This window comes from Zoogloea sp., from assembly GCF_044344315.1.
Lineage (GTDB): Bacteria > Pseudomonadota > Gammaproteobacteria > Burkholderiales > Rhodocyclaceae > Zoogloea.
The window spans coordinates 46172-68311 of record NZ_JBIJDC010000010.1; the positions used below are offsets into that span (position 1 = coordinate 46172).

General features: G+C 64.7%; 15 protein-coding genes. 5 read left to right on the plus strand and 10 right to left on the minus strand.

Translation table 11 applies throughout. The annotated features are described in order from the left end of the window. Window positions 1–96 precede the first annotated feature (96 nt). A complete protein-coding gene (gene parC, locus ACIQ09_RS03825; RefSeq protein ID WP_398306371.1) occupies window positions 97–2451 on the plus strand; it encodes a DNA topoisomerase IV subunit A in 2355 nt (784 codons plus the stop codon). Window positions 2452–2488: 37 nt separating this feature from the next. Here the strand turns inward: parC and ACIQ09_RS03830 are convergent, their stop codons facing one another. Then, the gene (locus tag ACIQ09_RS03830; protein WP_398306374.1) at window positions 2489–2845 is read right to left on the minus strand and encodes a response regulator; all 357 of its coding nucleotides are present in this window, start codon (window positions 2843–2845) and stop codon (window positions 2489–2491) included. Continuing rightward, the gene (locus ACIQ09_RS03835) at window positions 2842–4551 is read right to left on the minus strand and encodes an ATP-binding protein (protein ID WP_398306377.1); all 1710 of its coding nucleotides are present in this window, start codon (window positions 4549–4551) and stop codon (window positions 2842–2844) included. Before ACIQ09_RS03835 ends, ACIQ09_RS03830 begins: the two co-directional genes overlap by 4 nt. Window positions 4552–4911: 360 nt before the next feature. Here ACIQ09_RS03835 and ACIQ09_RS03840 point away from each other — a divergent pair, with 360 nt between their 5' ends. Further along, a complete protein-coding gene (locus ACIQ09_RS03840; RefSeq protein ID WP_398306380.1) occupies window positions 4912–7806 on the plus strand; it encodes an EAL domain-containing protein in 2895 nt (964 codons plus the stop codon). 45 nt (window positions 7807–7851) lie between these two features. Then, window positions 7852–8592 (plus strand): SDR family oxidoreductase, encoded by a 741-nt coding sequence (locus ACIQ09_RS03845; RefSeq protein WP_398306383.1) that lies wholly within the window; start codon window positions 7852–7854, stop codon window positions 8590–8592. Between the two features lie 3 nt (window positions 8593–8595). Here ACIQ09_RS03845 and ppnN read toward each other — a convergent pair whose 3' ends face one another. Then, window positions 8596–9972 (minus strand): nucleotide 5'-monophosphate nucleosidase PpnN, encoded by a 1377-nt coding sequence (gene ppnN, locus ACIQ09_RS03850; RefSeq protein ID WP_398306386.1) that lies wholly within the window; start codon window positions 9970–9972, stop codon window positions 8596–8598. Between the two features lie 382 nt (window positions 9973–10354). On the opposite strand from ppnN, the gene ACIQ09_RS03855 reads away from it, so the two are divergent. Both ACIQ09_RS03855 and ACIQ09_RS03860 read left to right on the plus strand, forming a co-directional pair. Next, the gene (locus tag ACIQ09_RS03855; RefSeq protein ID WP_398306388.1) at window positions 10355–11623 is read left to right on the plus strand and encodes a putative Na+/H+ antiporter; all 1269 of its coding nucleotides are present in this window, start codon (window positions 10355–10357) and stop codon (window positions 11621–11623) included. Window positions 11624–12029: 406 nt separating this feature from the next. Beyond that, window positions 12030–12812 carry a gamma-glutamyl-gamma-aminobutyrate hydrolase family protein gene (locus tag ACIQ09_RS03860; protein WP_398306390.1) on the plus strand — a complete coding sequence of 261 codons (783 nt, stop codon included), beginning with the start codon at window positions 12030–12032 and terminating at the stop codon, window positions 12810–12812. A 237-nt stretch (window positions 12813–13049) separates the two neighbouring features. Here the strand turns inward: ACIQ09_RS03860 and ACIQ09_RS03865 are convergent, their stop codons facing one another. The 7 genes from ACIQ09_RS03865 to dmpG all read right to left on the minus strand — a co-directional run bounded on the left by ACIQ09_RS03865 (window position 13050) and on the right by dmpG (window position 22010). Next, complete coding sequence (locus tag ACIQ09_RS03865; RefSeq protein ID WP_398306392.1) at window positions 13050–14357, minus strand: DUF1329 domain-containing protein; 1308 nt, start codon at window positions 14355–14357, stop codon at window positions 13050–13052. A 17-nt stretch (window positions 14358–14374) separates the two neighbouring features. Beyond that, window positions 14375–16372 (minus strand): DUF1302 family protein, encoded by a 1998-nt coding sequence (locus ACIQ09_RS03870; RefSeq protein ID WP_398306394.1) that lies wholly within the window; start codon window positions 16370–16372, stop codon window positions 14375–14377. An 80-nt stretch (window positions 16373–16452) separates the two neighbouring features. Then, complete coding sequence (locus tag ACIQ09_RS03875) at window positions 16453–18840, minus strand: RND family transporter (RefSeq protein WP_398306396.1); 2388 nt, start codon at window positions 18838–18840, stop codon at window positions 16453–16455. A gap of 8 nt (window positions 18841–18848) precedes the next feature. Then, a complete protein-coding gene (locus tag ACIQ09_RS03880; RefSeq protein ID WP_398306398.1) occupies window positions 18849–19850 on the minus strand; it encodes a WD40/YVTN/BNR-like repeat-containing protein in 1002 nt (333 codons plus the stop codon). Between the two features lie 135 nt (window positions 19851–19985). After that, window positions 19986–20252: a 2-hydroxymuconate tautomerase gene (locus ACIQ09_RS03885; RefSeq protein ID WP_398306400.1), complete on the minus strand. Its 267-nt coding sequence runs from the start codon at window positions 20250–20252 to the stop codon at window positions 19986–19988. Continuing rightward, window positions 20194–20982 carry a 2-oxo-3-hexenedioate decarboxylase gene (dmpH, locus tag ACIQ09_RS03890; RefSeq protein WP_398306402.1) on the minus strand — a complete coding sequence of 263 codons (789 nt, stop codon included), beginning with the start codon at window positions 20980–20982 and terminating at the stop codon, window positions 20194–20196. Before dmpH ends, ACIQ09_RS03885 begins: the two co-directional genes overlap by 59 nt. After that, window positions 20979–22010, minus strand: coding sequence for a 4-hydroxy-2-oxovalerate aldolase (gene dmpG, locus ACIQ09_RS03895; RefSeq protein ID WP_398306404.1), 1032 nt, complete (start codon window positions 22008–22010; stop codon window positions 20979–20981). Before dmpG ends, dmpH begins: the two co-directional genes overlap by 4 nt. Window positions 22011–22140: the final 130 nt, after the last annotated feature.

Sequence of the window (22140 nt, forward strand, 5' to 3'; positions counted from 1 at the left end):
CCGCAGAAATTTCCCCGGCCTGTGGTATTTTTGCCGACTTCGCCGCGCACGACAGGCGCGCGCAACTCCGCTAACTCCGCCGGCCTGCAGCACAGAATGAACGACACTCCGGACCTCTTCGACTCCCCCGCCCCCGACCACGCCGAACCGCCTCCACCGCCACCAGCCACACCGCTGCTGGGCAGCGACGACGCCCTGCCCCTCGACCTCTACGCCGAGCGCGCCTACCTCGCCTACGCCATGAGCGTGGTCAAGGCCCGCGCCCTGCCCCAGGTCGAGGACGGCCTGAAGCCGGTGCAGCGTCGCATCCTGTTTTCGATGAACGAGATGCGCCTGTCGCCGGGCTCCAAGCACGTCAAGTCGGCCCGCGTGGTCGGCGACGTGATCGGTAAGTACCACCCTCACGGTGACTCCAGCGTCTACGACGCCATGGTGCGGGTGGCCCAGGACTTTTCCCTGCGTTACCCGCTTGTGGATGGTCAGGGCAACTTCGGCTCCCGGGATGGCGACTCGGCAGCGGCCATGCGCTACACCGAATGCCGCCTCACCCCCATCGCCGAGTTGCTGCTGTCGGAGATCGACCGGGGCACCGTGGATTTCCGCCCCAACTACGACGGCGCCTTCGAAGAGCCCCAGTTGCTGCCGGCGCGCCTGCCCTTCGTACTGCTCAATGGCGCCTCCGGCATTGCCGTGGGCATGGCCACCGAGATCCCGTCCCACAACCTGCGCGAAGTCGCCAGCGCCGCCATCCACGCCATCGAGAACCCCGAGGCCACGGTGGCCGACCTGATGACGCACATCGCCGGCCCCGACTTCCCGGGTGGCGGTCAGCTCATCTCCCCGGCGGCCGACATCCGCCAGGCCTACGAGAGCGGCCGCGGCAGCCTCAAGCTGCGGGCGCGCTGGATCATCGAGGACCTGGCCCGCGGCCAGTGGCAGCTGGTGGTCAATGAGCTCCCGCCCGGCGTGTCGGCCCAGAAGGTGCTCTTCGAGATCGAGACCCTCACCAATCCCCAACCCAAGACCGGCAAGAAATCCATCGACGCCGACCAGGCCCAGCTCAAGGCCGTGATGCTCGGCGCGCTCGACCGGGTGCGCGACGAATCCGGCAAGGATGCGCTGGTGCGCCTGGTCTTCGAGCCCAAGAGCCGCAACCAGGACGTCACCGAGTTTGCCAACCTGCTGCTGGCCCATACCAGCCTGGAAAGCTCCTCGTCCATCAACCTGGTGATGATCGGCCTGGATGGCCGGCCCGGGCAGAAGAACCTGGCCGACATCCTCCACGAGTGGGGCCGCTTCCGCGTCGTCACCGTGCGTCGGCGCACCGCCCACCGCCTGGGCCAGGTGGATGACCGCATCCACATCCTGGAAGGCCGTCACATCGTCTTCCTGAACATCGACGAGGTGATCCGCATCATCCGCGAGTCGGACGAGCCCAAGCCGGCCCTGATCGCCCGCTTCGACCTGTCCGACCGCCAGGCCGAGGACATCCTCGAGATCCGCCTGCGCCAGCTGGCGCGCCTGGAAGGCATCAAGATCGAGCGCGAACTGGCCGAACTGCGCGGCGAGAAGACCGAGCTGGAAGCCCTGCTGGCCAACGAGGGCAAGCTGCGTCGCCTGGTGATCAAGGAGATCCGCGCCGACGCCGACAAGTACGGCGATGCCCGCCGCACCCTGGTGGAAGAAGCCGTCCGCGCTGGCGTCACCCAGACCGTGGTGGACGAGCCCGTCACCGTGATCGTGTCGGAAAAAGGCTGGGTACGCTGCCGCAGCGGGCACGGGGTAGACCTGGCCAACGTCGCCTTCAAGGATGGCGACCGCCTGGGCAGCGCCTTCGAATGTCGCAGCGTGGACAGCCTGGTGGTGCTCACCGACGGCGGCAGGGCCCTGACCGTGGCCGTCGCGGCCCTGCCCGACGGGCGCGGCAATGGCGTACCGTTGGCGTCCCTGATCGAGCTGCCCTCGGGCAGCCGCGTTGCCCATGTGCTGGCCGGTTCGCCCGAGCGTCGCGTAGTGCTGGCAAGCGCCGATGGCTACGGCTTCCTGTGCGGGCTGGGCGACATGATCGCCAGCAAGCGCGCCGGCAAGCAGTTCGTCAGCCTGGACACGGGCGGACGCCTGCTCCAGCCGGTGTTCTTCGATCCGGCCGAAGGGCAGCACCTGGCCGCCCTGTCGTCCACCGGGCGCCTGCTGGTCTTCCCCCTCGATCAGATGAAGTCGCTTTCAGGCGGCGGCAAGGGCGTGATCATCATGGGCCTGGATGAGGGCGAGGCGCTGGCCGCCACCTGCGTGGTGCGCCACACCCTGACCCTGCTCGCCAGCACCCGCGGTGGCAAGGCCGTGGAGCTGGCGGTGGGGCCCAAAGACTGGGAAGCCTGGATTGGCAAGCGCGCCCGCAAGGGCAAGCCTGCGCCGGGCCGCTCCGAGGCCAACGGCCTGCGCGGCGACTGATGAAGCAGGCGCCGGCCCCGCCCCGGGGCCGGCAAGCTCACACCGGCAGCCTGAGCGCCTCGAGCAGGCGCTGGCGATTGATCGGCTTGATCAGTACATCGTCGAAACCGGCGGCGAGTATTTCAACCCGCTGTTCCGGCAGGGCATGGGCGGTGTAGGCGACGATGAACAGCCCGGCGAACGCAGGGTCACTGCGCAAACGCCGGCATACCTCGGTGCCGCTGATACCCGGCATGCTGATGTCGAGGAGGATTGCATCCATCGACACCCCCTGCATGGCAATCAGCGCCGCCTCACCGGAATCGGCCTCGACCACCTCACAACCAACTTGCCGCAACAGCACGCAGGGCAGCGTACGGTTGACCTTTTGGTCATCCACAACAAGCACTTTCATGGATGCAGTCCTTCCTGAGTGGCAGAGACGCGAGGCACGACAGGCAGGCTGACCAGGAACTCGCTCCCCTCGCCCTGACGGGAGTTCAGCACCACATCCCCGCCCATGAGAGCAGCCAGCTCCTTGACCAGGGCCAGGCCCAGACCGGTGCCCTGATGACGCCGGGTCAGAAACCCATCCACCTGGCGGAAGCGCTCGAAGACATGGGGCTGCATGTCGGGATCAATGCCGCAGCCCGTGTCGGCCACCGCGATGCGCAACATCCCGTCATCCTGCCCGATGCGCACCGTCACCGCGCCGATGTCGGTAAACTTGATCGCGTTATTGACCAGATTGTTGAGGATCTGCGCCACCCGGGTGGCGTCGCAGGTAATGAACTCCGGTAGCGCCGGGTCAATCACCAGATCAAGCGCCAGCCCCTTCTCCTCGGCCGGCGGGCGATGGGTGCGCACAATGCGCTCGAGCATCGGACGCAGGGCCTCGGAGCGCAGTTCCAGCTCCATCTTGCCGGATTCGATCTTGGCCAGGTCGAGGATGGAATTGACCAATTCAAGCAAGTGGTTGCTGCTGTCGAGAATGATGCCGGCGAACTCCCGATTGGTTTCGTCCGCGTTGTCCTTGAGAAACTCGGCATAACCCATGATGCCGTTGAGCGGCGTGCGCAGTTCATGGGACATGGAGGCGAGGAATTCCGATTTCATCCGGTTGGCCGCCTCTGCCTTGATCTGACTGTCGCGAAGGGCCGCCGAGATGCGGAACTGGCGATCCAGCAGGTGAATCGCCATCCCCCCGAAAAGCAGCATCAAAAAAGTCATCCCGGCGGCGTAAGCCGTGTAGCCGGCGCGACGCTCACGATACTCTGCAAGGGCAGCATCTTCACTGACACCAACGGCGACGAGCAGCGGATATTCCTTCAGGGCGCGGTAGCCATAAAAGCGTCTGACCCCGTCAGCGTGACTGCTGTAGCGATAGCTGCCCATTTCGGCTCTGGCCAGATTCTCCAGTAGCGGGCTTCGGGATAAATCTTGCCCCACGACCTTGTTGTTGCCCGAACGCCGCGCCCGCACGATGCCGTCCCGGCCGACCAGGCTGACTACGCCATCCTTACCCAGATCGACACCACTGTAGAAATCGGAGAAATAGAAGGGATCCACCGAGATGACCACCACGCCGCCAAAGCTGCCGTCCGGCTTGTTGATTCGCCGGGTCATCTGGATCGACCATTTGCCAGACGCCCTGCCCAGCACTGGCTTGCTGATGAACAACTCGTTACTGTCACGCTCCTTGTGGACACGGAAGTGCTCCCGGTCCGACAGATCCATGGTCTTGTGATTGGCCAGGTTGCTGAGAATGTAGGTTCCATGCTCGTCGATCACGCCGAGCTGGTTGAAGATGCTGCTGATGATCATGCCCTCACGGACATACTCGGTGATATTCACCTGGTTACCGATTTTCTCGTACTGAAACTTGAGAAACAGCACGGACTGATCGACGCTCTTGATCGTGCGAACGGTGTGCTCTTCGAAAGCACGGGCCAGGTTGAGGTTGGATGTGTTGATGGACCGAATGACCAGTTCCTCTTCGGCGCGAGCCTTGTACAGGACAGCGGCCCAGACAAGCACGATCAGCGCCACGACCAGAGCAGCAATGGGCAGAAACAGGCGCAGGCGGCCCTGGGCGGAAACGGGATGACTGATTGATGACATGAAACGGGAAATGAATGGGCGCTTCAGCCCCTTGACGGAGCGGAGCTGAGAGCAATGCACTAACGTCTGAACAGCCCGCAGACTTAACCCCAGAACGCAAAAATCCCGAGCCCGACCCCAGGACAAGAGCGCAAAGCACGCAGCTTCTTCCTCCCCTATCCTGAACGCAGTGACGCTGGCCGCCCCATAAGCATCCTGTGGGCCATCATCCACGTGCTTGGCCGATGGCACGAGGGCGTCAGGATTCTGCATTCCTCTTCACGAATAGTGACGACTTATAACTTTAGTGATAGAAAGGCGCGCCGTTATAGAGATCCGGGTAGCTCATCACCCGAGACCCCGCAGCCAGCCCGGACCCCCATGAAACTTGCCGTCACAGACCGGACCCTGCCCCGATACCACCTAGTGGGGACGCTGCTCGTCGTCCTTGCCCTGGCCCTCGCCCTTGGCGCCAGCTTCCTGTGGATCGCCCACGCGGAACACCAGGAAGCCCTGCAACGCCTCGAACGCAGCTTTGAAAGCAAAAAGGAGGAGCGCCTGCGCGCCGAAATGGCCTCGGCCATCGGCTACCTGGATTTCGTGCATTCGCGTACTGAGGCTGTCCTTCGCGACGCCCTGAAAGAGAAAGTCGCAATGGCGATGCAGACCGCCCAGGGCATCTATGCCCGGGAGCACGGGCGCCGCCCGGAGGCCGAAGTCAAGCGCCTGATCATTGAGGCCCTTCGCCCCCAGCGCTTTTTCGAGGGTCGCGGCTATTTCTTCATCGATGACAGCGAAGGACGCTGCATCCTCCTGCCCACGGCCCCGGCCCGGGAGGGCAGTTCCCTTTGGAACAACCAGGACGACACGGGGCACTACATCAGGCGCGGGCTGCTGGAAGCCGCCCGCAGCGGCAGCGAAGGGGGTTTCTCCAGCTACCGCTGGTACTCACCGGACGATCCGGCCCGGATGTCTGACAAGCTCGCCCATGCCCGCCTCTTCGAACCCTACGGCTGGGTCATTGGTACCGGCGACTATCTCTACAAATGGGAAGATGCACGTCTGAAGGAGGGTCTGGACCGCCTGCGCGCCTGGAATTTCGGCGACACAGGGCATTTCATGGTGATGGGCAGTGACGGCCGCATGTTGCTCCTGCCGCCCGCCGGCCGGGACACTGAAGGCCTGCATTTCGGTCGCGCCGGTACGCCGGCCGAGCAGGCCATCCGGCGCCAATTGCTTGACCTTGGCCAGCACGGCGGCGGGCTCCTCACCTACTCATGGCAGGGCGGCCCCGACGAAGCCTCCAAGACACGTTCCGCCTATGTAAAGGCCTACACGCCTTGGAAGATCGTGGTCATCGCCAGTATCTTCGAGCAGGAAATGCAATCTGCCCTGGCCGCCGAACGGGATGCTGCCGGCACGGCCCTGTCAGCCCGCCTTCCCTATCTGCTGGTGGTCGTGGCGGTCACCGTCGGGGTCGCCCTGGCCGCCTCGCTGCTCTTTTCGCGCTGGATGAGCCGACTCTTCGGTGCCTATCACAAAGCACTCGACACCCACACCCGGACCCTCGAGAAGCAGGCGGGGGAGCTGCGTCTGGCAGGGCACGTGTTCGAGAGCAGCCGCGAGGGCATTATGGTCACCGATCCGGAGACCCGTATCCTCGCGGTGAATCCGGCCTTCTCCGAGATCACGGGCTACTCTCCGGCGGAGATCCTCGGCGAGACCCCGTCCTTCCTGAGCTCGGGCAATCACGAGGCGAGCTTCTACAACGCCATGTGGAAATCAATCCGCGAGAGCGGCTCATGGACCGGTGAAATCTGGAACCGCCGCAAGGATGGCCGCCTGTATCCGGAGCAGATCAGCATTGGCACCGTCTGTGGCCCAGCGGGCGAAGTGCGCCACTATGTCGGCACCTTTCTGGATATCACCGACCGCAAGGAAGCCGAGAGCCGAATCCGTCACCTGGCCGAGTTCGACGTGCTCACCCAGCTGCCCAATCGGGTACTCCTGGGTGACCGCCTGGCTCAGGCCATCGCCGCCGCCCAGCGCACAGGCGACCAGTTGGCCGTGCTGTTCATCGACCTGGACCGCTTCAAGAACATCAACGATTCCCTCGGCCATGCCATGGGCGACCGCGTTCTACGGGAGGTGGCAACCCGCCTGCACCGGCTGGTTCGCCAATCCGATACGGTGAGCCGCCTCGGCGGCGACGAGTTTGTCGTACTGGTCACCGGTCTCGAGCAGCCCGGCTTCGCTGTGACCACAGCCCAGAAGATCCTCAATACCCTGGGCCAGCCCTATCTCATCGATGAGCACGAACTGCAGATCACCCCAAGCATCGGCATCGCCATCTACCCCGACAACGGCACCGATATCGACAGCCTGCTGAAGAACGCGGACGCGGCCATGTATCACGCCAAGAGCTCGGGGCGAAACAACTTCCAGTTCTTCACCCCCGAGTTCAACCACTGGGTCACCGAGCGTCTGCGCATCGAGAACGGTCTGCGCCACGCCATTGAACGACAGGAGTTACGGATCCACTACCAACCCCAGGTGGACCTGGCCAGTGGTCGCATCATCGGCTGCGAAGCGCTGCTGCGCTGGCAACCCGAGGGTGGCGACCTGGTTCCTCCCGACCGCTTCATTCCCATCGCCGAAGAGACCGGGATGATCCACGCCATCGGGCACTGGGTAATCGATGAAGCCTGCCGTCAGCTCGCACGGTGGGACATGGAAGGCGCGACACCGATACGAATGGCAGTCAACGTGGCCGTGCCACAACTGCGCCGGCAGGACTTCGTGACGCATGTGAAAGAGGCCCTGGCGCGTCACGACCTGGCGCCCAGGCGCCTGGAGATAGAAGTGACCGAGAGCGTATTCCTGGACCTGGACAGTCAGATCCGCCAAAGCCTGCGCAGCCTCACCGATCTGGGCGTAAAGCTGTCTCTCGACGACTTTGGCACCGGCTACTCGAGCCTGTCCTACCTGCGCAACTTCCGCTTCGACGTGCTCAAGATCGACCGCTCCTTCGTCTCCGAACTGCACCGCAACCGGGACGACGTGACCCTCATCCGCGCCATCGTCAGCATCGCCCGGGACATGTCCCTGATCACCGTGGCCGAAGGCATCGAAACAGCCGAACAACAACGCATGCTGACGGAGCTGGGCTGCAGCGTCGGCCAGGGCTACCACTTTTCCCGCCCCGTACCGGCCGCCGAGCTGGCCGTGCAGCTTCTCCTCCCGGCACCCACGACAGCAGGCGCCACTGCACACTAAGCTGGCGTACCATCGCCGGTCCTTATGTCGCGGAGCGCCCCTCTCATGATCAAGGCCATCGTCACCGGCCACAGCGGCGGCCTGGGTGCAGCCCTGGCGGCAGACCTGCTGAGCAGAGGCATTGTCGTTCTGGGCCTCGCCCGGCGCACCCACGCCCCCCTTGGCGCGGCCCACGCGGATGCCCTCCAGCAGCACGCCCTCGACCTGTCCGATGCAGACGCGCTGAGCGCCTGGCTGGCAGGGCCGACGCTGGCCGGCTTCCTTGCCGACGCCAGCATGGCCCTGCTCATCAACAATGCCGGCATGCTCCAGCCCGTCGGCCCCTGTGGCGGGCAGGACCCGATGCAGATCACCGCCGCCGTCCAGCTCAACCTGGGTGCCCCGCTGTTGCTGGCCAACGCCTTCGTGGCCGCCAGCGGGCACTGCGCCGAGCGTCGCATCGTGCACATTTCAAGTGGTGCCGCCCGCAATGCCTATGCCGGCTGGGGCATTTACTGCGCCACCAAGGCCGGTCTCGACCAGCATGCCCGGGCGACTGCCCTCGACGGACTGCCCCGCCTGCGCATCGCCAGCCTGGCGCCGGGCGTTGTGGATACCGGCATGCAGGCCGAGGTGCGGGCCAGCGACCCGACGGGCTTTCCCCAGCAGGCTCGCTTTGCCGCCCTCAAGGCCGAGGGCCAGCTCAGCGCGCCGGCCGATGCGGCCCGCCGCCTGGTGGATCACCTGCTAGGCGACGCCTTTGGCCGCGAACCGACCGGCGACCTGCGCACGCTGTCGGCCGCCTGACGCTCAGCTACCCGCGACGATGCGGTAGCAGGGGTTGTAGGTCTTGCCCGGCAGCTTCATGCGACCCTGGGCCACGAAGGAGGCCATCAGCTCATCCATCGGTCCCATGATCTCCGGCTCGCCCTGAATCTCGAAGGGGCCGTGCTTCTCAATCTCGCGGATGCCTTCGTCCTTCACGTTGCCGGCCACCACCCCCGAAAAGGCACGACGCAGGTTGGCTGCCAGCAGGTGGGTAGGCTGGCGCCGGTGCAGGGTGAGATTGCGCATGCGCTCGTGGGTCGGGCGGAAGGGCTGCTGGAATTCGTGCTCGATCTTCAGCAGCCAGTTGAAGTAGTAGGCGTCCCGCTGATCCTTGCGGAAATCACGCACCCGCCCGATGCCCGCGTTGATCTCCTGGGCCACCGCTTCCGGGTCGTCGATGATGATCCTGTAGTGCCGGCGCGCTGCCTCGCCAAGGGTCTGGACGATAAAGCGGTCGATGCGCAGGAAGTACTCCTCGGCACTGCGCGGGCCGGTAAACACCAGCGGGAAAGGCAGCGCGGCGTTGTCCGGGTGGAGCAGGATGCCCAGGATGTAGAGGATCTCCTCCGCAGTGCCGACGCCCCCCGGAAAGACCACGATGCCATGGCCGGTGCGCACGAAGGCCTCCAGACGCTTCTCCACATCGGGCAGGATCACCAGCTCATTCACCACCGGGTTGGGCGCCTCTGCCGCGATGATGCCCGGCTCGGTGAAACCCAGGTAACGCCCGTTGGTGATGCGCTGGGTGGCATGGGCCAAGGCGGCGCCCTTCATGGGGCCCTTCATCGCCCCCGGGCCACAGCCGGTGCATACGTTCAAGCCACGGAGGCCGAGCTGATAGCCCACCAGTTTGGTGTACTCGTACTCCTCCTGCTTGATCGAATGGCCGCCCCAGCACACCACCACGTTGGGCTGGGTGATGGGCTGAAGTACATTGGCGTTGCGCAGGATGTGGAAGACCGCATCGGTCACCCCTTCCGAGGTGGAAAAATCAAAACGCGCCGTGCCGCTGATCTCGGTGCTGGCATACACCACATCCCGCAGCACCGCGACCAGATGCTCCTGGATACCGCGGATCATCTCCCCATCCACAAAGGCGCTGGCCGGTGCGCCAGTGATATCGAGCTTGATGCCGCGCGCCCTTTGCTGAATCTGGATGTCGAAATTGTGATAGCGCTCGAGCAGCTCCTTGCCGTCATCGAGCTCGTTGCCACAGTTGAGCACCGCCAGCGAACAGTTGCGGTAAAGGGTGTGCAGACCGCCACCGCCCTGGTCGGACAGTTTGGCCGCTTCGGCCCGGGACAGAACTTCCAGACGCCCGGTGGGGGAAACCTGTGCATCGACGATTTTATAGTCCATGGCTGCAACTCTCTCTTGTCTGGTCCGGGAATGGCCGGCCAGCCGAAAGCAGCGTTCGGCTGTCGCCGGGGGGCACCACCGCAAGCGGCGAGCCGATTCCAGCATAACGCCAGAGAGGCCGCCTGCGGCGAGAAATGTTGCAGGGCAGCGTGACAGCGGGCATACCGAATGCCCACAGCGTGGGTATGGTGCGCCCGGGGCCGGAGCTCACTACCCTCCCCGCCCTCGCCAAAAGGCCGGCAGACTTAGGGAGATACGCAATTGTCGCCCCCTGCAGGCGACGGCATAATGGGTTTCAAGGCTGCCTTGCCGCAGCGGTTTCCGATCCTCATCGCGCCACAAGACGGCGCTCCAATACCCCATATCCGACGCCCCGCCTTCCATGCCCATCCCGACAACCTCCACCCCCGAAATCGTTGCCGCGGTGATCTTTGCACTCGCCGTCGCCCACACTTTCTCCACCAAGTTCTTCGCCCATCTGGCCCACCGGCAACCCCGGCATGCCGGCCTGTGGCACCTGCTCGCCGAGGTCGAGGTGGTCTTCGGCTTCTGGGCTTTCGTGCTGGTCGCCTCCCTGGTCATGCTTTCGGGCAAGGACGCTGCAGTGCATTACCTCGAAGAGCGCAACTTCACCGAGCCGATGTTCGTGTTCGTGGTGATGGTCATTGCCGCCAGTCGCCCCATCGTCAGCACCGTGATCAGCGTCGTGCGCCTGCTCGCCTCGATGATTCCGATATCCCGGGAGGTGGCGACCTTCTTTCTGTGCATGTCCGTGGTGCCGCTGCTTGGCTCCTTCATCACCGAGCCCGCCGCCATGACCCTGGCTGCCCTGATGCTGCGCGACGGCTACTTCCGCCGTGACCTGAGCTCGCGGCTCAAATACGCCACCATCGGCATGCTGTTCGTGAATGTCTCGATCGGCGGCACCCTGACTAATTTCGCTGCCCCCCCGGTGCTCATGGTCGCAGCCAAATGGCAGTGGGACAGCCTTTTCATGCTCTCTCATTTCGGCTGGAAGGCTGCCGCCGCGGTATTCTTCAACGCCACCATCCTGACCTGGTTCTTCCGCCACGAGCTGGCCGCCAAAGGACAGCCGGACGGAGATGGCAACACGGCCCGGATGCCCTTCACGGTGGCCGGCATCCATCTCTTCTTTTTGGTCTGCGTGGTCCTGTTTGCCCATCACCCGGTCGTGTTCATGGGCATGTTCCTGTTCTTCCTGGGCTATACCGAAGCCTACAAGCTGCACCAGGACCGCCTGATCCTGCGTGAAGGCCTGCTGGTCGCCTTCTTCCTGGCCGGGCTGGTGGTGCTCGGCGGCCTGCAGCAGTGGTGGCTGCAGGCAACACTGGTCGGCGTTGAACCGACGGTGCTGTACTTCCTGGCCACCGCCCTCACGGCCATCACCGACAACGCCGCCCTCACCTACCTGGGTTCGCTGGTGGATGGGGTCTCTGCCGAGTTCAAATACGCGCTGGTGGCCGGCGCAGTCACTGGCGGTGGCCTGACCATCATCGCCAACGCACCCAATCCGGCTGGCGCCGCGATCCTGAAATCGAGCTTCGACGACGAATCGATCAGCCCCCTGGGCCTCTTGCTCGCCGCCCTTCCCCCCACCTGCGTGGCGATCTTTGCCTTCCAGGCCCTTTAAGGCAGAGCGAGAGGGGCGAACAAGCGTCCGTCCCGGGCTCCTTCTCGCTGGTCTCCGAGCAGGACCTGCAACAGGGCAGCCCCCTCTCCCTCCGTGAAGCCTTGTCCCTCACCCACGGGGGACACGTGGTCGGGGAAGACAGTCTGGGCCTTGGCCTCAACAGCGGTATCCGCGGCATGGCCCCTCGACGCACCTCGCTCCCCAGAGTGCTGCCGCCGGTCGACGCCCAGCTGTTTGCCGACGTCCGCTTCGCCTTCTAGCGTTCATGGCCGGATTGCCGGGGGATCGACAGCGAGAATGCCGGGAAATGGCTATTTGAATTCCTGTCCATATAATTGAGGGCAATACACAAGGCGAGTGCATTCCCTCGGGGCTCCGGCCCCTTCAGCGTGATCGGGAGCCGTCCATGAGCAGGAACAAGACCATCCGCATCGGGCTGTCGGCCCGCCTCTTCCACCCCCGGGACGGCGCCACCGGCATCGAATCAAAGACCCTGCAGGTACTCGAACAATCCATCGCCCAGTGGGTCATGTCGCGGGATGTGCTGGTGCTGATGGTGCCGTCCATCCTCAAGGATGGGCCCATCCACCGCAGCAACATCCGCCTGCGGGATTACGCCGAGTACCTGGACGGCCTGGTGCTCCAGGGCGGCGCGGACGTGAGCCCGGAGGCCTATGGAGAAGCCCCTCTCCACGCCGACTGGGCCGGAGACCGGGTGCGCGACGCTTACGAGATGGAGCTGCTCCACGAGTTCGTGGAGGCCGGCAAGCCGGTGCTGGGGATCTGCCGCGGCATGCAGCTGATCAACGTGGCCTTCGGTGGCTCCCTGTACCAGGACATCCCCAGCCAGTTTGCCGACGCCGCCCGCCACCAGGCCGACGCCTACGACAGGCACAGTCATGGCGTGCGTCTGGTCGAAGGGGGGCGCTTTGCCCAGTGGTTCGGACAGGCTTCAGGCGGCCAGGTGGTGTCCATCCATCACCAGTGCGTGCGCAGCCTGGGCCGCAACCTGACGGTGGAGGCCGTCGCCGAGGACGACGGAATGATCGAGGCCATCCGCCACACGGGCAACGGCTTCGTCGTCGGCGTGCAGTGGCATCCGGAGTTCCACACCCCCGGGCGGGACGACCTTCTCGACTGCTCGCCCCTGCTGGAAGCCTTTCTGGCCGCGGCGCGGGGCCGGCGCTGAATCACCGGCCGGCCGGGGTGACTTGTAGGGGCGACTTCAGTCGCCCATCGTGCGTTGATCACCGACAGACGACCCTTGATCAAAGTCCGCGGGCGACTGAAGTCGCACCCACCGTCCACTCGGGCGCCGTCAGAGCCTCCCATCACCCCCTTCGTCGCATCCGGTGCCTGGCGCAGCCATGAAAACGGCCGGTGAATCGCTTCACCGGCCGATGTACTTCAACGCTTCAGATCAGACTCAGTCGCCGCCGCGCATGTACTGCACCTGGAACATGGACGGCGGGTTCAGCTTGGGATCGACCTGGCCCTTGAACTGGCCGGTGGTGCAGTGCTTGCTCTGCACGTCCACCATCGAGAAGGCGTCGTCGATGCCGATGCCAGAGCCCTTGTTGATCGGCAGGTGGCTGTCCGGATGGGACTTGCCGACCATGAAGACCTTCCACAGCTCGCCCTTGCGGTCGTAGATCTCGTTGGCGCCGTTGAGGTTGCCGAGTTGGGCATCCATGTAGAAGACGCGCTTGCTGACCGGATGGTTGGCGTTGACCGGTGCGGCCTCCAGCACATACACCTTGCGCAGCTGCCAGGTGCCCTCATGGAAGCAGCCGCCCTGACCACCGAAGTTCACGTACTTGTAGCCGTCGGACTCCGCCGGCATGTCGGCGGCCAGCTTCAGCTCGTTGTGGTTCCACATGGGCAGGATCACGTTCTTGGTGCCCTTGTAGGTCCACTTCATGTCGGAGATGCGGCCGTTGTAGCCTTCGAAGTCTTCGATCATCAGATCGGAGCCGAGGAAGGCATCGGTGGTCTGCCCGGTGGCCAGGCGACGCACGCGACGCTGGAAGCCCAGGTAAAGGTAGGCATCGTCGAGCTTCTGGTCATCCTCGTAGCGCTGGATGAGGAGCTGGGTGTTCTTCAGATCCTGCGGGTCCAGGGCCTTCACGTAGATGGCGCGGAAGAGATCGGACGGGTTCGGCGTGACTTCGGGCACCGGCGCATCCTTCACCCGGTGCTTGAAGTTGAGGAAGTGGAAATTGAACTTGATGGTCTTTTCCACCTGACCGGACTGCATGTTGCGGTACTTCCAGTAGAAGGGCGAGATGGCGGCGCCGTCACCCCAGTTCACCCCGTACTTGTAGTTCCAGGCCAGCTTCTCACCGGCGCGGGGGTCTTTGGCGTCGGGCTCTTCAACGAAGGGCCGGCCAGCGACATAGCCCTCGATGTCGCCGTTCTTGGGGCCGAGCTTGGTCTTGCCCAGGTTCTTGCGGGTGGCCTCAATGTAGGGCTTGGAGAGTTCGAACTGGGTGGTCGGGCCCACCTTGATCTCGAACTGACCCTCCTTGAGGAGCTTGAACACCCCGGCCGGAATGGCGTCCTTGAACTGGTCGGCGTTGGCCTTGTTGATCACCGTGCCCGCATTGAGGCCGGCCACTTTCGGAAAGCCGCCCTTGTAGGGGTTGAAGGTGTTTTCCACATCGGCTTCGGTGGCAGCGTGGGCGAAACCCGTGGCCAGCAGGGCAAGAGTGGTGGCAATGATGGTCTTGTTCATTGTATGTGTCTCCTCGATCAGAACTTGTAGCGCATGGTCAGGTAGACCTCGTCTTCGCGGATGGCAGAGCCGATGGGGCCGGCGCGGAAGCGGCCCAGGGGTTCCATGCCGGAGAGACCGCGGGAGTAGGCCACCATCGGATCACCCGGATAGGTGCCAGCGGTATACGGGGCGAAGGGGTTGCACGAACGGCAGTCGTCAAAGGAATTTCCACTGTTGGAGCCACCCTTGAAGTTGGCGCCGAAGGTGAACTTGAGCTTGTCGGTGGTGCTCCATTCCAGCGCCGGGGCGATGGCGTGGGTGCGGGAGCGGAAGTCCCGGGCGATGATCAGCTGCGGGCTGATGCGGTCACCGGCCAGGAAGCCCTTCATCAACAGGGTGCCGATCACGTTGTCCTTGAAGTCGGGAATCCCCCGCTCGCCGACGCCGCCGTTCTCACGCTCGTGGTCGAAGATGTGCTGCCAGAACAGCTGGGCAGAGAACAGGGTGGTGCGGTGCGGGTTGATCCACGACACGAAGGTCGGCCGGTCCACCCCGATCACGCTGCGCCACACCCGGTTCTTCGAATACAGCTGCTCCCGGTTGGTGTTGGCAAACTCCTCACCCCAGGTCATGGCACCCTCGAAGCGGATGGCCGCCCCCAGGGTCTCGGACTGGAAGTCCATCGAGCCACCCAGCAGATTGACCCGCGGGAACTCCATGTCGAAGGAGATCAGGTAGGGCCAGGCGTTCTGGTACTGCCCGGTGAAGGAGTTGACGGCGCGCTTGCCGCCGTGGAGGGACGGCAGCTGGGAGCGGTAATGCAGGGCGTTCAGGGAGAAGTTCAGCCCGCCCATGGTCACGCCTTCAAACTTGGCGCCGATCTGGGTGTTGGCCAGGCTCCACTTGGGCAGATTGACGTTGGCCAGGCCGATCTGACCCGGGCCGAAGTTGGTGGCCAGGTAGGTGTCGGGGCCGACGTTGGCAAAGTTGGACACGGTACCGCCGTAGTCCCACAGGGTACGCATGCCGCGGAAGAAGCAGCCGGCATCCAGGGCCACGTTGGCCGTGCCGCACTGGCCCAGGTTGTTGGCGCGGAACTGGTCCACGTTCCAGATCACCTGCAGGTTGCGGTCCTGCATGGATTCGGACGCGCCCATGCGCCATTCGGCCTGGGCGATCCACATGGGAATGCGGATGTCCTGCAGCTCGTCATAGATGTTGTTGCGCGAGTAATCGACAGGGTTGATCACGTCGAGCACGCGGAACAGGTCCGTACGACCCCACACCACCTGCTGCTTGCCCAGCTTCAGGAAGATCTCCTGGCCACCGCCGATGTCGAAGCTGTTCTTGACGTAGGCCTCGCGGAGGAAGTCGAGACGGCTGTTGAACTCGGGAAACTCCAGGTCGCTGGTGCTCTTGTCACCATAGCCACCGAAGTCGGTACAGCCGCGCTTATCCACGTTGCAGGGGCGCACCGGGGTGGCAAAGGCCACGCCGCCGTTCACCTTGTGCCAGCGATCCCCCAGCACACGCAGACCTTCGTTGGGACTGTTGGGGTAGGCATCCATGAACGCGTTGTTCGTGGACCCGGGATAGCCCAGGCCCGCCACCGCCGTGTAGCCCAGCGGGCCGGCCGGGGAGGTGCTGCCCCAGGGTACGTCAGTCAGGTTGCCGCCAAGGGTGCTCTGGGCGCCGATGGAACCCCCCGCATCCTCGCCGTATTGGCCCTTGTTCATGCGGTACACGCCATCCCAGCTGCCGCGCAGGACGCTGTGGAAGACCCAGCCGCCCGAGAGCTTCTTGTCGGCTTCCACCTGCAGGGTGTTACGGAACTTGGACAGGCCGACCACCTTGCCCGTGTTGTCGCGACCGCGGAAGGCCGTGTGGTTCTCGTAGTAGGTGTCCACCTGCCACGGTTCGCTGGAGCTGCCCATGTCGGGCAGGTTGTCCTGGGCGAAGGCCGGCAAGGCGGCCGCCACGGCCAGGGCGGTGAGGCTGAGCGCCGGTGTCTTCCGGCTTGATCTGTTTTTCATGGTGTCTCCTCCTTGGTTGTGTCGATTGCGGCCGTCCCCCGGCCGCCCTCCCTTGAATCGCTGGGTTGTTGCCTCCTTGATCAGGTTTCCAGCACGCCGTCCTCGTCGTAATGGGCGGCCGTGACGAACTTGGGTTTGAAGACCACGCACCAGGACGGCACGATGAGCACCGCGGCGATGGCATTGACGATGAGCATGAAGGACAGGAGCACGGCGGCATCCGACTGGAAGCGCAGGTCGGACATGAAGATCCACATCACCACGCCGGCAATCAGGGTCACGGCAGTGAAGGACACGGCGTAGCCGGTGGTGGCCACGGCGCGGATCACCGCCTGCTTGATGTCCTGCAGCACCGCGAACTCCTCGCGGATGCGGTCCATGAAGTACACCGCGTAGTCGATGCCCACCCCCACGCCGACGGCGATCACCGGCACGGTATTGACGTTGATGCCGATGCCGGCAGCGCCCATGTAGGCGTAGGTCATCAGGGTGGCGAAAAGCATGGGCAGGACCATCAGCCAGCCCGCGTGCACCGAGCTGTAATAGACCATCACCAGCAGGAAGGCGATGATCATCACAGTGGGGATGATGATCATGTGGTCGGTGTGCAGGGCCTGGTTGCCCGCCGCCGTCACGCCGACGATGCCGCCCCCCAGCTCGATGTGGATGCCCTTGACCTCGGCCTCGAGCTTCTTCTTGCCCTCTTCGGCCAGGGCCACCACCCGGTTGATGGTGTCGGCCTGGTGGTCCTTGTAATAGAAGACCATGTTCGCCTCGTTCTCGTCGGCGTTCACGAACTCCTTCAGGGCACCGGGAATCGGGCTGGCGGCCATGTAGGCAAACATCAGCCCGCCCACTTCCTCGGCCGTATCAGGCACCTGCATCCAGCGCGGGTCATCGTTGTGGGTGAGCTTGTTGACCACCCGCAGCACACCGGGAATGGCCTTGGCGCCGCCCAGGGTCGGGTCGGACAGCATGTGGGCCTGGAAGCGCTCGATGGCGGCCATCACCTCGGGGCGCTTGATGCCGCCCTTGTCATCGGTGCGCATCAGCACGTGCAGCTCTTCCGAGCCGGGGAAGCGCGTGTTGATGGCCTTGGTGGACACGTTGTAGTCGTGATGGGTGTGGAGCAGCGGCGAGCCCGGCTCGGATTCACCCAGCTGCACCTTGCCCACGAAGTACAGGCCGCCGACGGCACCGATCAGGGTCAGCAGCAGGATGCTGCGGGCGCCCCCGTCGGTACCGCCGGTGCGGGCCATGGCTGCACCCAGGAAGTTGCGCACCCCTTCGTTGGCATTCACGGTGTTCTTCGGGGCCGGCAGCACGGTGAGGGCCAGGGGCACCATGAAGTGCACCGTGAAGATCACCGAGAAGCCCCAGAAGCCCGCCGCCACACCCAGCTTGTGGTTGAAGGGCGCCGCCCCCAGCACCAGCACGGCAATGCCCACCGCGTCGATGATGATGGCCAGGGAGCCCGGCCGGAACAGGGCGTCCAGGGCATTGCGTGCCGCCTTCTGGCCGTTCTTGACGATGGCCAGCTCCTCGTAATAGCGCACCACAAGCTGCACCCCGTGGGAGGTGGCGCGGGCGGCGATAAGGAAGGGGATGGGCAGCGACAGGGGCTCCAGGTTGATGCCCATCACCGCCATGAAGCCGAGCCCCCAGATGGTGGACAGGGCAATCCCCAGCAGCGGCAGCGCAATGCCGTAGAAGCGCCGGAAGTACACGATCAGCAGCACCGTGATCAGGGCCAGGGTCCAGGCCAGGATCTCGACAATCTGGTTGAGGTAGGTGTACACCCAGCCGGTAAGCACCGGGTTGCCGGTGACGTGGATGGTGTGGCCCGGAATGGACAGGGACTCCCGGACCTTCTGCAGGGCTTCGAAGGTTTTCGGGTAGTCGATGTCGGCCTCGTTGAGCTGGGCCTTGATCAGGGCTGCCTTCAGGTCCGGCGAGACCAGCAGGCCGGCGATCGTCGGATTGGCGATCACATCCTTCTTCAGCTGCTCCAGCTCGGCCACGGTGCGGGTCGTCTTGGCCGGGTCGTAGTAGGACTCGGACGCAAAGCCGCCCTGCTCGTCCAGGAAGATCTTGCGGGCGGTGCGGTGGGTCAGGCTGGAGACGAGGTTGTGGTTCACCCCGGGCAGGTTGTCCACGCCCTGGGTGGCCTGGTGAATCAGCGCCAGGGTTTCGTCGTTGAAAATGGTGCCCTTCTCCACCTCCACCGCCATCACGATCATGTTGGCGCCGCCAAAGTTCTCTTTAAGGCGGTTGTAGGTCTGAATGTAGGGATGGTTCTGGGGCAGCAGGTCGGCGAAGTCGGAATAGATCCGCAGCTTCGGCAGGGCCGCGCCAAACAGCGCGGTGATGACCAGAACAAGGGCAAGGACGACCTTCGGATTGGCGAAGATCCACTCTTCCGCCCGATGCAGGGCGTGGGTGATGCGGTGGCGGGTTTGGCTGACCATGATGCGTCTCAGTGGGCCGCAGGGGCCGGGGATGCGGAGGGAGCCTGGGCGGCCTGGGTGCCGATCACGCGCAGCAGGCCACCAGGGCCGCCGGCAACGATGGCGTGCTGTTCGGGCAGGGATACGGCTGCGCCGAGGAACACCGGTGCCGCATCCGGATAAGGAACGCTGCGCCAGGTATCCCCTTCCAGGCGGGCCACGACACCGCCGGCGCCAACACCGTGGGGCACGCCCTCGTGCATGAACAGCCGGTACAGGGGCGCCCGGCTGGCGTTGGTCTGGCGCGTCCAGGTCTGGCCGCCGTCACTGGTCTGCAGGATCTGCCCGGCAATGCCGCTGGCCCAGCCCCGGGTGGGGGTGGTAAACAGTGCTGCGTAGGGGTAGAACTCATCCGGCATCGGCGGCTGGCGCGTCCACGTGGTGCCGCCGTCCCGGGTCACGGCCACCAGACCGAACTCGCCGGTGGCGTAGCCCACGCTGTCATCCACCATCTGGATGCCGGTGAGCTGGGCGTCCTCGGCCAGGTCGGTCACCGTCCAGGTGGCACCCGCGTCGGCGCTCACAGCCAGGGTGGCACTGGTGCCAGCCACCCACCAACGGCCCCTGGCATCACAACTGATGGCGAGAGGCGTGCGCGGCTTGTCGATGGAAACCGCCTTCCAGCCGGCCCCGGCGGCATCGCTGCTCCACACCTTGCGGAAGAAATCCACCGCCACAAAGCGCCCGTCCGGGCAGGCGGTGATGCCGATCAGGGAGCTGCCGCCGAGCATCTCCCGCTTCCAGCTGCGGCCGTTGTCGGCCGACACCAGCACAGCACCACTCTGGGTGCCGGCTACCACCACCTTGCCGTTGCTGGCCAGGGCCTGGGTGATGTCGTAACGCTGCACCGGGCGGGCCGCCTCGGCCTTCACAGCCGAAAGGTCGGCCTGGGCCGTGCAGCCGGCCAGGCCGACAGCCCCCGCTGCCATGAATGCCGCGCCCAGGGCGCGGCATGTATATGTCTTGTTCACTGGGTCTCCTCCAGTTCTTTTTCTGTTTTTTGGCGCAAGACCGCCCTGCTCCATGGCCATGGCCTGGAGTTCTTGTAGGGGGCGGGTTTATTCGCCCGCCGGGCCAAGTGCCGCGCCCGGCGTGCCGGGGCGTACTTAGCGCCCCAGATCCTTGGCGCTGACGCCGGCGATGCCCCAGTTTTCCTTGGGCACGTCGTGGATCCACACCCGGACGTTCTCCTTGGGGGCGCCCACGGCTTCGTGCAGGGCCTGGGTGACTTTCTCGATGACCGCCCGCTTCTGCTCTTCGGTACGGCCTTCAATCATGTAGATCTGTGCAAAAGGCATGTTCTTCTCCCTGGATTTACTTGAAGCGGACCGACACGGAACCCATGCCCTGGACCCGCAGCGTGACGTTGTCACCCGGCGCCACGGCCACCGCCTCGGTGATGCCGCCGGAGAGGATCAGCGCCCCGGCGGGAATCTCCTCGCCCCGGGCGCCCAAATGGTTGGCCAGCATGGCGATGGCCGCAGCCGGATGGCCCAGCACCGCCGCGCCGGCACCGAAGGCCACCGGCTCGCCGTTCTTTTCCATCACGATGCCCACGGTGCGCAGATCCACTTCGCTCACCGGCAACGGTTGGCCGCCGATCACGAAGCGGGCCGACGAGGTGTTGTCGGCAATCACGCTCTTCAGATCGAACTTGAAATCGCGGTAGCGGGAATCGATGACCTCCATGCCGGGGATCACGAAATCGGTGGCCGCCAGCACGGCGCCGATGTGGCAGCCCGGACCCTTGAGGGCGCGTTTCATGACAAAGGCGATCTCGGGCTCAATCTTGGGATGGATGAGCTCTGACACCTTCACCTCACCGCCATCAGGCACCGAGCCATAGTCGGTGATGAAACCGAAACACGGGGTCTCGACGCCCATCTGCTTCATCTTGGCGTAGGAGGTGAGGCCAGCCTTGAGGCCGACGATGCGGGTGCCGCGCGCGAGCTTGCGGGCCTTGATGGTGTCCTGGATGGCGTAGGCATCCTCCCAGTCCATGTCGGGAAACTCGTCGGTGATCTTCAGGGTGTCCCGGGCTTCGAGCTCGCAACTCTCCAGGTGTTCGGCGAGGCGGGCGATGATGGCTTGATCGAGTTTCATGCCAGCACTCCCCGGGCCCGCGCCATCGAAATGGCCGTGTCCTCGATCATGTCCTCCTGCCCGCCCACCATGCCGCGGCGGCCGAGTTCAACGAGGATGTCCCGGGCCGGTACGCCGTACTTGACGCTGGCGCGCTTGGCGAAGAGCAGGAAGGAACCATACACCCCGGCGTAGCCCAGGGTCAGGGCGTCCCGGTCGATACGGATCGGGAAGTCCATGATCGGCACCACCAGGTCTTCGGCCACGTCGGTGATCTTGGCCACATCCACCCCGGTCTGGATGCCCATCAGGTCGGCCACGGCGATGAAGACTTCCATCGGGGTGTTGCCGGCCCCGGCGCCCAGTCCGGCGGCAGCGGCGTCGATGCGCGTGGCGCCCACTTCGATGGCGGCGATGCTGTTGGCCACGCCCATGGCCAGGTTGTGGTGGCCATGAAAGCCCAGTTCGGTCTCGGGCTTGAGGGCTTCGCGCACGGCGCCCAGGCGGGCCTTGACGCCGTCGGGCAGCAGGTGGCCGGCCGAGTCGGTGATGTAGATGCAGTTGGCGCCGTAGCCTTCCATCAACTTGGCTTGCTTGACCAGACCTTCGGGGCTGTTCATGTGGCTCATCATCAGGAAGCCGACGGTGTCCATGGCGAGCTTTCTGGCCAGGGTGATGTGCTGTTCGGACACATCGGCCTCGGTGCAGTGGGTGGCGACGCGGATGGTGTTCACCCCCAGGTCGCGGGCCATGCGCAGGTGATCGACGGTGCCGATGCCGGGCAGCAGCAGGGCCGAGACCTTGGCCTGCTTCATGCGCGGGATGACGGCGCCCAGGTATTCCTCGTCGGTGTGGGCCGGAAAGCCGTAGTTCACCGAGCTGCCCCCCAGGCCGTCGCCGTGGGTGACTTCAATCAGCGGCACGCCGGCTGCGTCGAGCCCGGTGGCGATGCTGATCATCTGATCGAGGGACATGAGGTGACGCTTGGGGTGCATGCCGTCCCGCAGGGTCATGTCGTGGACGGTAACTTTGGTGCCTTTGAGATCCATGATGGGTTCTCCGATGATTCGATGGTGGGCTGACGCCGGGGTCTGTGGGTGTGGAGGTGAGTTGCGGGGGCGACTTGTAGGGGCGACTTCAGTCGCCCATCCGCACGTAAATCACAGGCATGCCCTTGAT